Source organism: Paracoccus sp. TRP, from assembly GCF_000185925.1.
Taxonomy (GTDB): Bacteria; Pseudomonadota; Alphaproteobacteria; order Rhodobacterales; family Rhodobacteraceae; genus Paracoccus; species Paracoccus kondratievae.
Window position 1 is genome coordinate 15,174 of sequence record NZ_AEPN01000006.1, and the last position, 13,577, is coordinate 28,750.

At 62.9% G+C, this 13,577-nt stretch carries 13 protein-coding genes; 9 read left to right on the top strand and 4 right to left on the bottom strand.

Features of this window, described 5'->3' with window-relative positions; genetic code table 11:
• Together PARACOCCUSGL_RS0105275 and PARACOCCUSGL_RS0105280 are read left to right on the top strand one after the other, a co-directional pair.
• Positions 1–1,635 (top strand): hypothetical protein, encoded by a 1,635-nt coding sequence (locus PARACOCCUSGL_RS0105275; RefSeq protein ID WP_010393881.1) that lies wholly within the window; start codon positions 1–3, stop codon positions 1,633–1,635.
• Positions 1,625–3,016 (top strand): peptidoglycan -binding protein, encoded by a 1,392-nt coding sequence (locus PARACOCCUSGL_RS0105280; RefSeq protein WP_010393884.1) that lies wholly within the window; start codon positions 1,625–1,627, stop codon positions 3,014–3,016. The genes PARACOCCUSGL_RS0105275 and PARACOCCUSGL_RS0105280 overlap by 11 nt, the downstream gene beginning before the upstream one ends.
• Before the next feature lie 45 nt (positions 3,017–3,061).
• Here PARACOCCUSGL_RS0105280 and PARACOCCUSGL_RS0105285 read toward each other — a convergent pair whose 3' ends face one another.
• A complete protein-coding gene (locus tag PARACOCCUSGL_RS0105285; RefSeq protein WP_029371569.1) occupies positions 3,062–3,613 on the bottom strand; it encodes an NYN domain-containing protein in 552 nt (183 codons plus the stop codon).
• Between the two features lie 12 nt (positions 3,614–3,625).
• Here PARACOCCUSGL_RS0105285 and folK point away from each other — a divergent pair, with 12 nt between their 5' ends.
• From folK to PARACOCCUSGL_RS0105305, 4 genes are all read left to right on the top strand, one after another.
• On the top strand, positions 3,626–4,219 hold the full coding sequence (gene folK, locus PARACOCCUSGL_RS21370; RefSeq protein WP_083825815.1) for a 2-amino-4-hydroxy-6-hydroxymethyldihydropteridine diphosphokinase: 594 nt from the start codon (positions 3,626–3,628) through the stop codon (positions 4,217–4,219).
• A 70-nt stretch (positions 4,220–4,289) separates the two neighbouring features.
• Positions 4,290–4,646 carry a DNA-directed RNA polymerase subunit omega gene (gene rpoZ / locus PARACOCCUSGL_RS0105295; protein WP_010393890.1) on the top strand — a complete coding sequence of 119 codons (357 nt, stop codon included), beginning with the start codon at positions 4,290–4,292 and terminating at the stop codon, positions 4,644–4,646.
• A 22-nt stretch (positions 4,647–4,668) separates the two neighbouring features.
• Positions 4,669–6,786, top strand: a complete 2,118-nt coding sequence (locus PARACOCCUSGL_RS0105300; RefSeq protein ID WP_010393892.1) for a bifunctional (p)ppGpp synthetase/guanosine-3',5'-bis(diphosphate) 3'-pyrophosphohydrolase — start codon at positions 4,669–4,671, stop codon at positions 6,784–6,786.
• Between the two features lie 25 nt (positions 6,787–6,811).
• A complete protein-coding gene (locus tag PARACOCCUSGL_RS0105305) occupies positions 6,812–7,489 on the top strand; it encodes a DUF2062 domain-containing protein (RefSeq protein WP_010393894.1) in 678 nt (225 codons plus the stop codon).
• Here PARACOCCUSGL_RS0105305 and PARACOCCUSGL_RS0105310 read toward each other — a convergent pair.
• The 3 genes from PARACOCCUSGL_RS0105310 to PARACOCCUSGL_RS0105320 all read right to left on the bottom strand — a co-directional run bounded on the left by PARACOCCUSGL_RS0105310 (position 7,486) and on the right by PARACOCCUSGL_RS0105320 (position 10,925).
• Positions 7,486–8,796, bottom strand: coding sequence for an FAD-binding oxidoreductase (locus PARACOCCUSGL_RS0105310; protein ID WP_010393896.1), 1,311 nt, complete (start codon positions 8,794–8,796; stop codon positions 7,486–7,488). The genes PARACOCCUSGL_RS0105305 and PARACOCCUSGL_RS0105310 overlap by 4 nt on opposite strands.
• 63 nt (positions 8,797–8,859) lie before the next feature.
• Positions 8,860–10,218 carry a glutamine synthetase family protein gene (locus PARACOCCUSGL_RS0105315; protein WP_010393899.1) on the bottom strand — a complete coding sequence of 453 codons (1,359 nt, stop codon included), beginning with the start codon at positions 10,216–10,218 and terminating at the stop codon, positions 8,860–8,862.
• Positions 10,215–10,925, bottom strand: coding sequence for a type 1 glutamine amidotransferase (locus tag PARACOCCUSGL_RS0105320; protein WP_010393902.1), 711 nt, complete (start codon positions 10,923–10,925; stop codon positions 10,215–10,217). Before PARACOCCUSGL_RS0105320 ends, PARACOCCUSGL_RS0105315 begins: the two co-directional genes overlap by 4 nt.
• Before the next feature lie 187 nt (positions 10,926–11,112).
• Between PARACOCCUSGL_RS0105320 and PARACOCCUSGL_RS0105325 the strand changes: the two genes are divergently transcribed.
• The 3 genes from PARACOCCUSGL_RS0105325 to PARACOCCUSGL_RS0105335 all read left to right on the top strand — a co-directional run bounded on the left by PARACOCCUSGL_RS0105325 (position 11,113) and on the right by PARACOCCUSGL_RS0105335 (position 13,498).
• Positions 11,113–12,240, top strand: a complete 1,128-nt coding sequence (locus tag PARACOCCUSGL_RS0105325) for an aminotransferase class V-fold PLP-dependent enzyme (protein ID WP_010393905.1) — start codon at positions 11,113–11,115, stop codon at positions 12,238–12,240.
• 98 nt (positions 12,241–12,338) lie between these two features.
• Positions 12,339–12,767: a YqjD family protein gene (locus tag PARACOCCUSGL_RS0105330; protein WP_010393906.1), complete on the top strand. Its 429-nt coding sequence runs from the start codon at positions 12,339–12,341 to the stop codon at positions 12,765–12,767.
• 8 nt (positions 12,768–12,775) lie between these two features.
• Complete coding sequence (locus PARACOCCUSGL_RS0105335; protein ID WP_010393908.1) at positions 12,776–13,498, top strand: phage holin family protein; 723 nt, start codon at positions 12,776–12,778, stop codon at positions 13,496–13,498.
• The last annotated feature ends 79 nt before the right edge of the window (positions 13,499–13,577 follow it).

A 13,577-nucleotide genomic window follows, 5' to 3' on the forward strand; every position in this document is an offset into this window, starting at 1 on the left:
TTGTCCCGCACCGACGCCGAACCGCCCGAAGAGACGCCCGCCGAAACCCGCCGCGCCCGCGCTGCCCGGCTGGCCGCGACGCGGAGGACCGGCGAGGCAACCGGCGGTCCCGCGCAGCCGCATTTCTCGCAGCCGGTGCGACAGATCCTGCTGATGCTGATCGTGCTGGCGCTGGTCGTCGCCGGGGCATGGTTCGCCTATGGCCGGATCGTATCTATCTTTCACTCGAATGAATATCTGAACGGGGTCATCCTTGCCGTCTTTGTCATGGGCGTGCTCGGGTGCTTCTGGCAGGTGGCCGAGCTGGTCAAATCGGTCAGCTGGATCGAGCGGTTTGCCGCCCGCCGCCGCAATGCGACCGGCAAGGGGGTCGAGACGCAGGACCCCGAAGGCCCGGATGACGCGCCGCGCCTGCTCGCCCCTTTGGCATCGCTGCTGGGGCAACGCGGGCCGGTTGGCGGGGTGATTTCGACCGAATCGTCACGCTCGATCCTCGAATCGGTGGGCACACGCATCGACGAGGTGCGCGATATCACCCGCTACCTTGCCAACCTGCTGATTTTCCTTGGTCTTCTTGGGACTTTCTACGGACTTGCCACCACGGTCCCGGCAGTGGTCGATACCATCCGCGCCCTTGCCCCTAAGGAAGGCGAGACGGGGATCGAGGTCTTTAACAAGCTGATGACCGGGCTTGAGTCGCAGCTTGGCGGCATGGGCACAGCCTTTTCCAGCTCGCTTCTTGGGCTGGCGGGTTCTTTGGTCGTCGGGCTGCTTGAGCTGTTTGTCACCCATGGCCAGAACCGCTTTTACCGCGAGCTTGAGGAATGGATGTCGGGCTTTACCCGCATCGGCCTGGGTGGGACCGAGGGGCAAAGTCTCGGCGAGGCCGCCCTTGTCAGTTTCCTTGAACGGTTCGAGACGCAGCTGACCGGGTTGCAGCAGTTTTATCACCAGCGCGACGAATTGCGCGATCAGGAGGCCTCGGCCGCTGATCGCCGCTCGCTCGCGCTGGCACAAGAGGTCGAGCGACTGACAGGGCTGCTGGGCTCTGACCGCGACCAGCTTAGCGCCACCCTTGCCGCGGAACGCGAGACCGCGGCGCAAGCACTTGCCGGGGTTGAGCGCGCGATAGTGGGGCTAAACGAGGGGCAGGCGAAACTGTTCGAGGCTCCGCGCCACGATCCGGCCCTGTTGCCCGCGCTTGAGCGTCTCGCCGATGGGCAGGCGCGGTTGATCGCCCTTGCCGAGGCGGGTGCCCCCGATGAAACGGCCCTGCAATCGAGCCTTGAACGTCTGATTGGCGAGCAGTCGCGGCTGATCACCCTTATCGAGGGCTCCAACGAAACATCCTCTGCCATGGCTGGGCGTATGGCGACACTGAGCCAGGCGCTGGAACGCCTGGCCGAGGGGCAAAGCCGCCTGCCGGAACAGGCCGATACCGGCCGCGCGCCCCCGAGAACCACCGCCGTCGACGATCCCGAGGCACGGATGCGGTTGCGCTCGATAGACGTGCAACTGGGCCGGCTGGTCGAAGAGGCCGCCAGCGGTCGCGACGGGCTGATAGCGGAGCTGCGTAGCGATCTGGCCGCACTGACCCGCGCCATCCGCAATCTGGAGCGCGGCGATGGGACTTAGCCGGGGCAACGGCAACCGCTTCTCGGCCAACATCTGGCCGGGTTTCGTCGATGCTATGACCGCGCTGCTGATGGTCATGATGTTCGTTCTGACCATCTTTCTGCTGGTGCAATCGGTGTTGCGCGAACAGATCACCACGCAGGACAGCGAACTGGACCAGCTTGGCCGTCAGGTGGCGGAACTGACCGACGCGCTTTCGACCTCACAAGCGCGCGCCGACTCGCTTGACCGTGACCTCAGCGCCGAGCGTGCACGGCTGCGGCAGTCCGAACAGGCAGTCGCCAGCGCCCGGGCCGAGCTTGACGCCCAGGCCGAGACAGCAAGGCTTGCCGCCGCCCGGCGAGAGGCGCTTGAGGCATTGGTCGCGGATCTGCGCCAAAAAAGCTCAGAGACGCAGGAGAAACTGGACGCGACCGAAGCCGCGCGGCTTGCCGATGCCGCCGCCGTCGCAGCCCTGCGCGAGCGGCTGGCAAAGTCAGAGACCGAGCTTGACGCCGCGACACTGGAACTTGAAGCCGCGCGCAAAAAGGCCGAGGAAACCCTGACGCTGCTTGCCGCCGCCGAGGTCGCGCGCAAAGAGCTTGGCGAACAGGTCGCAACTCAGGCAAGCGAGGCCGAGAAACAGGCGGGGCTGCTGAACCTTGCGCGTCAGAAACTCTCGGAACAAGAGGCGCTGTCGGTCGAGGATCGCCGCCGTATGGAGGCGCTGAACCGGCAGGTGGCCCAGTTGAACGAACAGCTTGGCAGCCTGCGCGCTGTGCTTGAGGCCACGGGCGAAGAGCGCCGCGAAGCCGATCTGCGCGCCGGGGATCTGGGTCGGCAGCTGAATGTGGCGCTGCTGCGCGCTGCCGAAGAGGAACGCAAGCGCCGCGCCCTTGAAGAAGAGGCCCGCACCAAGGCCGAGGAAGAGGCCAAAGATCTGGCACGCTACCGCTCGGAATTCTTTGGCCGGCTGTCACAGATCCTTGCAGGGCGCGAGGGTGTGCAGGTGGTGGGCGACCGTTTTGTCTTTTCCTCAGAGGTGCTGTTTGCGCCGGGCGAGGCCACGCTTTCGCCTGATGGCCGCACTCAGGTCACGCGCGTCGCCGAGATGCTGCGCCAGATCGCGAATGAAATCCCGACCGAGATTGACTGGATGATCCGCGTGGACGGCCATACCGACAATGTGCCGCTATCCGGGCTGGGACGCTACCGCGATAACTGGGAACTGAGTCAGGCGCGCGCGCTGGCGGTGGTGCGCTATCTGGTCGATGACCTTGGCTTTCCGGCAAATCGCCTTGCCCCTGCAGGCTTTGCCGATACCCGCCCGGTGGCTCAGGGCGACACAGCCGAGGCCCGTGCCCAGAACCGCCGGATTGAGCTGAAACTGACCGAACGCTAGGGCAGGGCGGTGATGCCCCGCCACAGAAGCGGTTTTTCTGGGGGCTTAGTCTTCTGTGGCAGCAGTTTCGCGCGGCGGCCGGCCGATGATGTCGCGCAGCGCATCCAGCTCGATGAAATTGTCGGCCTGACGGCGCAGTTCATCGGCAATCATCGGGGGTTGGCTGCGCATGGTCGACACAACCGAGACCCGAACACCCTGACGTTGCAACGCCTCGACCAGCGGGCGAAAATCGCCATCGCCTGAAAACAGCACGGCATGATCAAGCCGGGGCGCCAGTTCCATGGCGTTCACGACCAGCTCGACATCCATGTTACCCTTGACCTTGCGGCGACCCAGCCCGTCGATATACTCGCGCGCAGGTTTCGTCACCATGGAATAGCCGTTGTAATGCAGCCAATCAACCAGGGGGCGAATCGGTGAGTAATCATCATTCTCCAGCAGGGCCGTGTAATAATAGGCACGGACAAGCTTACCCCGCCGCTCGAACTCCTGCCGCAGCAGCTTATAATCAATGTCAAAGCCCAGCGACTTTGCCGCAGCATAAAGATTCGACCCGTCGATGAACAACGCCAGCCGGTCATCCTTGTAAAACACGATGCCCCCGAAATGAACCATAACTCTACTAGAAACACGAACTTAGTTCTTGTGGCACTGGGTGCAAACCTTCCCAGCTCGGTAGGGGCGCCCGGTGACAGCTTGAAATTCGCGCTGAATAAGGTCCTGAACTTACCACAAGTTGTGCCGGTGTCCATCAGTCGATTCTGGCAAACGCCCGCTGTGCCGTCAGGTTCTGGTCCCGATTACGTGAACGCAGCGATGGCTTTTCACTGTCCGCTGCCACCCGACGAGCTGCTTGCCCACCTGCACGGGATCGAGGCAGAGCTGGGCCGGACGCGTGATGGCGGGCGCTGGCAGGCGCGGGGAATCGACCTTGATCTGATCGCCGTCGGGGACATGGTTCTGCCTGATGCGGCAGGGCAGGATGAGTGGCGCAGCCTGCCCCCCGCAGAACAACCTTTGCGTGCACCCGACCGGCTGATCCTGCCGCACCCCCGTCTGCAGGATCGCGGCTTTGTGTTGGTGCCTTTGGCCGAGGTGGCCCCCGACTGGATGCACCCGCGCCTGCGCCTTACTGTCGCACAAATGCTTGCTGCCCTGCCTCCCGGGGCGCTGAGGGGGATGGTGCCGGCAAGTTCTTGACATTTCCGTCGTCAAGGCCCAAATATCCGGCTCCGCCCCTGCACCCCGATTCCAGCTGATAAGGTGACCGATGGCCCGCGTTACAGTCGAAGATTGCGTCGACAAGGTTCCGAACCGTTTTGACCTGGTGATGCTGGCAGCCCATCGCGCGCGCGAAATCGCGTCGGGTAGCCCTCTGACCATTGATCGCGACAACGACAAGAACCCCGTCGTCGCCCTGCGCGAGATTGCCGATGAAACCCAGCCCGTGGACGAGCTGCGTGAGCGCATGATCGAAGGTCATCAGACCCAGATCGAGGTCGATGAGCCCGAAGAAGACGCGATGGCGCTGCTGCTGGGTGTTGAAATGGACCGCCCGAAACCCGCCGACGAAGAATCGGAAGAGCGCATGCTGCGCATGATGCTGGAAGCTCAGGGCAGAAACTGACGCAAAGGGTCTTCGGCACATCATGATCGACGTCGAAGACCTCATTGCACTTATCCGCAATTACAACCCGCGAACCAATGCCGAACTGGTCCGTGACGCCTACGAGTATGGGCGCCGCATGCACGAAGGCCAGTTCCGCCATTCGGGCGAACCCTATTTTACCCATCCGGTCGCGGTGGCCGCCATTCTGACCGAGATGCGGCTTGATGATGCCACCATCATCACCGCGCTTTTGCATGACACGATCGAGGATACGCGCTCGACCTGGAACGAGGTGGCGCAGATCTTTGGACGCGAAATCGCCGATCTGGTCGATGGCGTCACCAAACTGACCAACCTCGAACTTTCCGGCGCGCATTCCAAACAGGCCGAAAACTTTCGCAAGCTTTTCATGGCGATGTCGCGCGATCTTCGCGTGATCCTTATCAAGCTGGCCGACCGCCTGCACAACATGCGCACCATCAAGCATATGCGCGCAGAAAAGCAGCTGCAAAAGGCGCGCGAAACCATGGATATCTTTGCGCCTCTGGCTGGGCGTATGGGTATGCAATGGATGCGCGAAGAGCTTGAGGACCTTGCCTTCAAGGTCATCAATCCCGAAGCCCGCAACTCGATCATCCGTCGCTTTGTCAGCCTGCAGCGCGAAAGCGGCGATATCATCCCCAAGATTACCGCCGATATCCGCGCCGAGCTTGAGCGCGAGGGGATCGAGGCCGACGTCTACGGCCGTGCCAAAAAGCCCTTCAGCATCTGGCGCAAGATGCAGGAAAAGCAGCTCAGCTTTTCGCGCCTGTCAGATATCTATGGGTTCCGCATCATCACCCGGACCGAAGCGGACTGCTATCGCACCCTTGGTGTGATCCACCACCGCTGGCGTGCCGTGCCGGGGCGGTTCAAGGATTACATCAGCCAGCCCAAGGCAAACGGCTATCGCTCGATCCACACCACCGTATCGGGGCGCGATGGCAAGCGGGTCGAGGTGCAGATCCGCACCCGCCAGATGCATGAAGTCGCCGAGGCCGGCGTCGCCGCCCATTGGGCCTATCGGGACGGCGTGCGCACCGCAAACCCCTTTGCCGTCGATCCGGGCGAGTGGATTGCCAGCCTGACCGAGCGTTTCGGCGAAGAGGATCACGACGAATTCCTCGAGCATGTTAAGCTCGAAATGTATTCCGATCAGGTTTTCTGCTTCTCGCCCAAGGGGGATGTGATCCCGCTGCCAAAGGGCGCAACGCCGCTGGACTTTGCCTATGCGATCCATACGCGGCTTGGCTCGTCCTGCGTCGGCGCCAAGGTGGATGGCATCCGGGTGCCGCTGTGGACCCGGCTCAAGAACGGACAATCGGTCGAGATCATCGCCGCCTCGGGTCAACGGCCACAGGCAACCTGGCTGGATATTGTCGTCACCGGCCGCGCCAAGGCCGCAATCCGGCGCAGCCTGCGGCAAGAGGACCGGACGCGCTTTATCCGCCTTGGCTCGGAACTGGTGCGGGTGGCGTTTGAGCATGTCGGCCGCAAAGTCAGCGACAAGGCGCTGCGCACCGCAGCCAAGACCATGGCGCTGCCCGATACTGATGAGTTGCTGGCACGCATTGGCAGCGCCGAGATTTCGGCCCATGACGTACTGACCACGCTTTACCCCGAGCTTGCCGAAAAGCGCAGCGAAATCGACGCCAGGCGCGCCGTTGCCGGGCTGGAGGCCGATCAGGAATTCACCCGCGCGCCGTGCTGCAACCCCCTGCCGGGTGAGCGGATCGTCGGCATCACCTATCGCGGCAAGGGGGTGGTGATCCACGCCATCGACTGTCCGGTGCTGGCGGAATTCGAAGAAAGCCCCGAACGCTGGGTCGATCTGCACTGGCGCGAAGGCCAGCACCCGGCCGCCTATTCGACCATGCTGTCCCTGACCATCCGCCATGACGCCGGGGTTCTGGGGCGTATCTGCACGCTGATCGGGATACAGGGGGCGAATATCTCGGATCTGGAATTCGTCGATCGCAAGCCAGATTTCTATCGCCTGCGCATCGAGGTCGAGCTGCGCGACAGGGAGCACCTGCACGCACTGCTGACTTCGCTTGATGCCGAAAGCGACGTGGCACAGGTCTCGCGCATCCGGGACCCCTTGGCCCATGTCACCTGAAAACGTGACCTGAGGCCCGGCCCACATGTTCAAAAGACGCAAGCCGCTGAGCTATGCTCAGATGTGGACCGAAATGTTCTATCCACGCTCTGGCTGGCGGCGGGCGTCGAAATATGTGCTGCACCGGTTGCGGCGTTTGCCGGACCAGCCGCATCGCGTGGCGCGCGGCTGGGCCTGTGGGATCTTCATTTCGTTCACGCCCTTTTTCGGCTTTCACTTCATGGGCGCGGCGGCGTTGGCCTGGCTGATCCGCGGCAATATCCTTGCCGCTTTGTTGGGGACCTTTGTCGGCAACCCGCTGACCACTCCTTTTATCGCGCTAACCTCGGTCGGGCTTGGCCGTTGGATGCTTGGGGTTGAGGGCAAGTTCACCCCGCATCTGATCTTTGACGAATTCACCCGCGCAGGCAGCGAGTTGTGGAACAACCTGCTTGCCCCGCTGAGCGCCGAACGCACGGCCCATTGGGATCAATTGCAGCAGTTCAACGAACAGATCTTTCTGCCCTATGCGGTCGGGGGGATTCTGCCCGGGCTCGCCGTTTCGGTCGCGGCGCATTACATGACCGTGCCGCTGATCCGCGCCTATCACCGTCACCGCGCGAAACAGATGGCCGAGCGTATCGCCCGAGCTAAGGCCCGGCGCGAGCTTGAACTGGCCACAAAAGCCGCTGCTGAAAAACAGCCGTCTGGGCCGGAAAGCTAAAATCCCAGCCGGTCGCGCAGGGAATACCAACTCATTCCCGCGACAAGCAGCGGCCAGCGCAGCGCAGCCCCACCGGGGAAGGGGGGCGAGGGCAGGGCAGCCATGGTATCGAAACCTTCGCTCTGGCCCTGAACTGCCTTGGCCATCAGCCTGCCAGCAAGCGTCGCCAGTGCCAGCCCGTGCCCGGAATAGCCGCTGGCCGAAAGGCAATTCGGCGCCGGCCGGGCAAAGCAGGGCATACGGTTCATCGTAATCGCCAGCGTGCCGCCCCAGGCATGGGTCAGCTTTACATCAGCAAGGCCGGGATAAATCTCAAGCAACGGCTTGCGCACCTTGGCGGCAATATCCGGGGGGAAACGGTAACTGACATTCTCGCCCCCGCCAAAGATCAGTCGCCCTTCGGTATCTAACCGCCAGTAATTCACCACGAATTTCGTATCATGCACACCGATGGGGCGGGTCAGGACCCCGGCCTGACGCGCGCCCAAGGGCTCGGTCGCGACGATGAAATTGTTGATCGGCATGACGCGGGCCGCGACATGGTTATCAAGGTTGCCCAGATAGCCATTGGCGGCCAGAATCACATGGTCGCAGATCACGCGGCCCCTGGCGGTCTGAACCACGGTCTTTTCGCCAGCCCGGATCGCATGGCGGATATGGTGGACATGGCTCAGCTCGCGGATTTTTGCCCCTGCAGCATCGGCCAGCCGCGCCATGCCGATGGCAAGGTTAAGCGGGTGCAGATGGCCCGCACCGTGGTCAAGCTCGCCCGCGATATAGCGGTCCGAAGGCACTAAAGCACGGAATGCCCCGCGTTCCATCAGCTCGATCCGGTCATAGCCATAGTCGCGAGCAAGCCTCTCGATCATCGCGCGGGCATGATCGAATTCCGCTGGTTTGCGAAAGGCATGGGCGATACCATCGGCGACCGGAACCCCGGCGCGCGAGGCCAGGTCGCGGGTCAGGCGTTTGGCCTCTTCGGCCATGTCCCAAAGCCGGCGGGCCGCTTCGCGCCCGGCCATTCTTTCCAGCTCATCAACCTCAAGCCGCTGGCCGGAACCAATCTGGCCACCATTGCGCCCCGAGGCGCCAAAGCCGACGCGATGCGCCTCAAGCACCACGACATCGCGCCCGGCCTCGGCCAAATACAAGGCCGCCGAAAGGCCGGTATAGCCTGCACCGACCACCACGACATCGGCCCGTTCTTCGCCCAGTTGTGCGGGAAAGGGGGGCAGGGTGTCCCGGGTCTCGGCATAAAGGCTCGGGGGGTATTCCCCGAGACGGTCGTTCGAAAACAAGAGGTTCATGGCCTGCGCCCTTACCGTTCCTTGCCATCCCCGGCCCGGATGATGCGCGGGCCGGGCCCCGGATCACACGTTCAGCAACAGGTGCTCACGCTCCCATGGGCTGATGACCTGCAGGAACTCTTTGTATTCATTGCGTTTAACGGCTTGATAAACGGCTATGAATTCGGCCCCCAGCACCTCGCGCATGGCGGCGCTTTCCTCCATCAGGTCCAGCGCATCGCCAAGGTTATAGGGCAGCTCATCTTCGGACATATAGGCATCGCCCAAGCATTCTGCGCGCGGGTTCTCGGCCTCGATCAGGCCCAGATAGCCGCAGGCAAGGCTGGCCGCGAGGCCAAGATAGGGGTTGCAATCCATGCCTGCCAGCCGGTTTTCGACCCGCCGTGCCTCGGGTTTCGAGATCGGCACCCGCAAGCCGGTGGTACGGTTGTCGCGCCCCCATTCAAGGTTAATTGGCGCAGCAAAATCAGGGACATAGCGGCGATAACTGTTGACATAGGGCGCCAGCAGCGCAATCGCCGCTGGCAGGTGCTTTTGCATGCCAGCGATGAAATGCATAAAGGCCGGCGTCTCGCGTCCCTGTTCGTCCGAAAAGATATTGCACCCGTCACTGGTCGCGATCACCGAATGGTGAATGTGCATGGCGCTGCCCGGTTCACCTTCGATGGGCTTGGCCATGAAGGTCGCGAAACAGTCATGGCGCAGCGCCGCTTCGCGGATCAGGCGCTTGAAGTAAAAGATCTGGTCGGCGAGGACCACCGGATCGCCGTGGTTAAGATTGATCTCGACCTGACCGGCACCGCCTTCCTGCAGGATGCCGTCGATCTCGAACCCCTGCGCCTCGGCAAAATCATAGATATCGTCGATGACCTTGCCGTATTCGTCCACCGCCGACATGGAATAGGCCTGTTTGGCGGCGGCGCGGCGGCCTGTGCGCCCCATGGGCGGCATGATCGGCTGGTTCGGGTCGATGTTGCGCGCGACCAGAAAAAACTCCATCTCGGGCGCAACGATCGGTTTCCAGCCTTTTTGGCGGTAAAGATCGACCACCCGCTTAAGCACGTTGCGCGGCGCGATCGGTACCGGGTTGCCAGACTGGTCCGAGACGTCATGAATGACCTGCAAGGTCACATCCGCCGTCCATGGCGCTGCGGTTGCGGTCGAGAAATCCGGGGTCAGGATCATGTCCGGCTCGGTAAACGCGCCCGAAGGGTTGTCGGCCCAATCGCCGGTAATCGTCTGCAAAAAGATCGAGTTCGGCAGGTAGAAACGCTCTTGATGAGCGAATTTCGAGGCAGGCATTGCCTTGCCCCGCGCCACGCCGGCGATATCGGCGACGATACATTCCACCTCATCAAGCCGCCGCCCGGCAACATAGTCCTGAGCCGCCTGAGGTGTTTCTTCGATCCAATGCGATTTCATGCGGCCCCCTGCCTGACCTGTTCGCGGTAAGCGCGTGGTGCCTTGAAAAATGCCTCGATCCGGTCGGCGATGCTGGCCGATTGCCGGGTGCCGCCCATGCGGGCGCGGGCCTGTTCCAGCAGCGGCTCGGGCACCGTGCCTTTGGCGCGATGCGCAATCAGCCCCTCGACAAAGCTGTCGTCAAACTCGGGATGTGCCTGCACGGTCAACGCGCGGTCGTCATAGACAAGCGCGGCGTTTTCGCAAAACGGGTTGCTGGCCAGCACCTCGGCACCTTCGGGCCGGTGCACCACCTGATCCTGATGCCAGGCGTTCAACGTGACCTTTTGCCCGTTAAAGTCATAATCCTGTGCGCCGACTGCCCAGCCTTCGGGGTGCTTTACCACCTTTCCGCCAAGCGCCTGCGCGATAATCTGGTGGCCAAAGCAGATGCCGACCATAGGCACATGTTCGCCGTAAGCCTTGCGGATGAACTCTTCGAGCGGGGGGATAAAGGGATGATCCTCATAGACGCCATGGCGCGAGCCGGTCAAAAGCCAGCCTTGCGCAGCATGAACGCTGTCAGGAAATTCCATGTTTTCCACGTGATAGCTGGTAAATTCAAAGCCCCGCCCAGCCAGGAGCCGCTCGAACATGGTGTCATAGTCGCCCTTGTCGCCGCGAAGCTCCTGAGGGGACTGGCCACATTTGAGAATGCCGATACGCATGATAATTGGCCTGTCGATTGTCCTGACCAAAGCTAGTCGGGCGCGGCGCGGCGGGCAAGGGGGCTCACGGAACCGCGTTGCGGGGCGCAGGGGGCGCAATGGTCGCATCCCCCCTTGGCAGGGCTGGTTGTCGGACCGCCGCCGCGCTAGGCTTTGCCACAAAGGATCAGCAGAAAAGGACGCCGCCATGGCCGGACTTCGCCCCGATGTGGACCCCGATGGGTTGCAGGAATTCTCGGTCGTCTTTACCGACCGCTCGCTTAACCACATGTCGCAGAAGTTTCAGGGCGTGATGCGCGACATCTCTGCCACGCTGCGCGAGGTGTATGGCGCCGAGGCCGTGGCGCTGGTTCCCGGCGGCGGCACCTGCGCGATGGAGGCAGTTGCCCGCCAGTTTGGCCGCGACGCCCATGCGCTGATCGTGCGAAACGGCTTTTTCAGCTATCGGTGGAGCCAGATCTTGGAGGCAGGGGGCTTTGCCCGCCAGACCACGGTGATGATGGCACGGCCGCAAGGCAATACGCCCCAACCGCCCTTTGCACCCGCACCCATCGAAGAAGTGGTGGCCCGCATCCGCGAAGCCCGCCCCGATGCCGTCTTTGCGCCCCATGTCGAGACCGCAGCAGGGATGATCCTGCCCGACGATTACATCAAGGCGCTGGCCCAGGCCGCCCATGAGGCCGGCGCGATCATGGTACTGGACTGCATCGCCTCGGGCGCGATCTGGGTCGATATGAAGGCGACCGGGGTCGATGTGCTGATCTCGGCCCCGCAAAAGGGCTGGTCGGCTTCGCCCTCGGCGGGGATGGTGATGCTGTCGCCTCGCGCAATCGAACGGCTGGAGACGACGGTCAGCGACAGCTTTGCGCTGGATCTCAAGAAATGGCGCGCGATCATGCAGGCCTATGAACAGGGCGGCCATGCCTATCATGCTACGCTGCCGACCGACGCCCTGCTGGGTCTGCGCGATGCGATGAACGAGACGCGCGCGTTCGGCTTTGAAGCCGCGCGCGAGGCCCAGTGGCAGCTTGGCGATGCCGTACGGGCTGAGCTTGCACGGCGCGGCCTGCGCTCGGTCGCGGGTGAGGGCTTTGCCGCGCCCGGCGTCGTGGTCTGCTATACTGATGATCCCGAGGTTCAAAGCGGCCGCCGCTTTCTTGCCGAGGGCTATCAGATTGCGGCGGGCGTCCCCTTGCAGGTGAACGAAGGCGAGGGGTTCCGCAGCTTTCGTATCGGTTTGTTCGGACTTGATAAACTCAAGGATGTCGAGGGAACGCTGGCCCGGCTGATCCCGGCTTTTGACGCGGTGCTGTGAGACAGACTGACCAAAAGTCGCAGGCGATCCGGGAACAATTCCCGGGCTGAACGGTTGGTTTTGCGAAACCAGTTGCAGCCCTTTGAAAGGACGATGACATGGCCAAACGTGAACTTACCGCCGAAGAACTGAAAGCTCAGGCCCGCGACGCTGCGGACGAAGTGGGCCGCCATGCCCGCCGTGCCGCGGACGAAGCGAGCGAAGCCTATGAAAGCGCAAAAGAGCATGGCGCGGACCTTTATGAAACTGCCCGCGAAAAGGGCGCAGAGTTTGTCGAGACGGCCAGGCGCCGCGGCGCGGAATATGCCGAGGCCGTACGGGAGCAAGGTCACGAATATGCCGGACGCGCACGGGATGAGGCGCGCCGCCTTTATCGTCAGGGTCAGCGCCGCGCTCAGGACGTCGCCGTTCATGCCGAGGAATATTACGACGAATTCTCGGGCATGGTGCGTCGCAATCCCGCGCAAGCTCTCGGGATCGCCGCCGGTGTCGGCTTCCTGCTGGGGCTGATCGTTGCGCGCCGCTGAGGAAGCCGATGTTTGACTATACCAGGAACCTGCAACTTGCCGTCTCTGACAAGTTGCGCCGCGCCGGTCTGAGCGCCGGGGCAGGGGTCGCGCTGCTGATCGGCGCTGGCTTCCTGCTGGCGGCCTTGTGGACCTGGCTTGCATATCATCTGGGCTGGGGCGCGCTTGGCGCCTCGCTCACCCTCGGGATCGCCTTTGTCCTTATCGGGCTGGTGGCGATGCTGATTGCCCGCAAGGAGCGCCACCCGCTGCCCACCGCCGACGATCTGAAGGCCGAGGTTGAACAGCGGCTGAGGATGGCCGCCGATATAGCCGTTGCCAAGGCGACGGGTGCGGCAGATGCGGCCATGGACCGGGCGACGGACAAGGTCGGCCGCCTGATGGAACAGGCCGGGCAACGCGTCCATTCCTTTACCGACAATCTTTCCTATAAGGCCGACCGGCTGGCCGACAGGGCCGAGGCTCGGGTGTATGGCGCTGCACGCAGGGCGGGTGAGACCGCCGCCGACCGCCTTGGCCTGCCGGCCGAGATGCTGCAACAGGCGGCCGAGCGGACCAAGCAGGCCTCGCAATCGCGCATCGGGGCAATCGTGCCACTGATCGGCGCCTTTGCAGTCGGCATGACGCTGGCTTCGCGCCTGCAGGACTGGCGCCATCGCGACGAGGCAGAGAATGGCGAAGAATGGGAGGAAGAGGGTGACTGGCCCGAAGACCCCCGAGGAACCGCCTGAAATCTTGCCCAAAATATACTGATTTAAAAGGAAAAGACCCCGCGGGTGCGGGGTCTTTTCCTTTTGCGATCCGGTAACC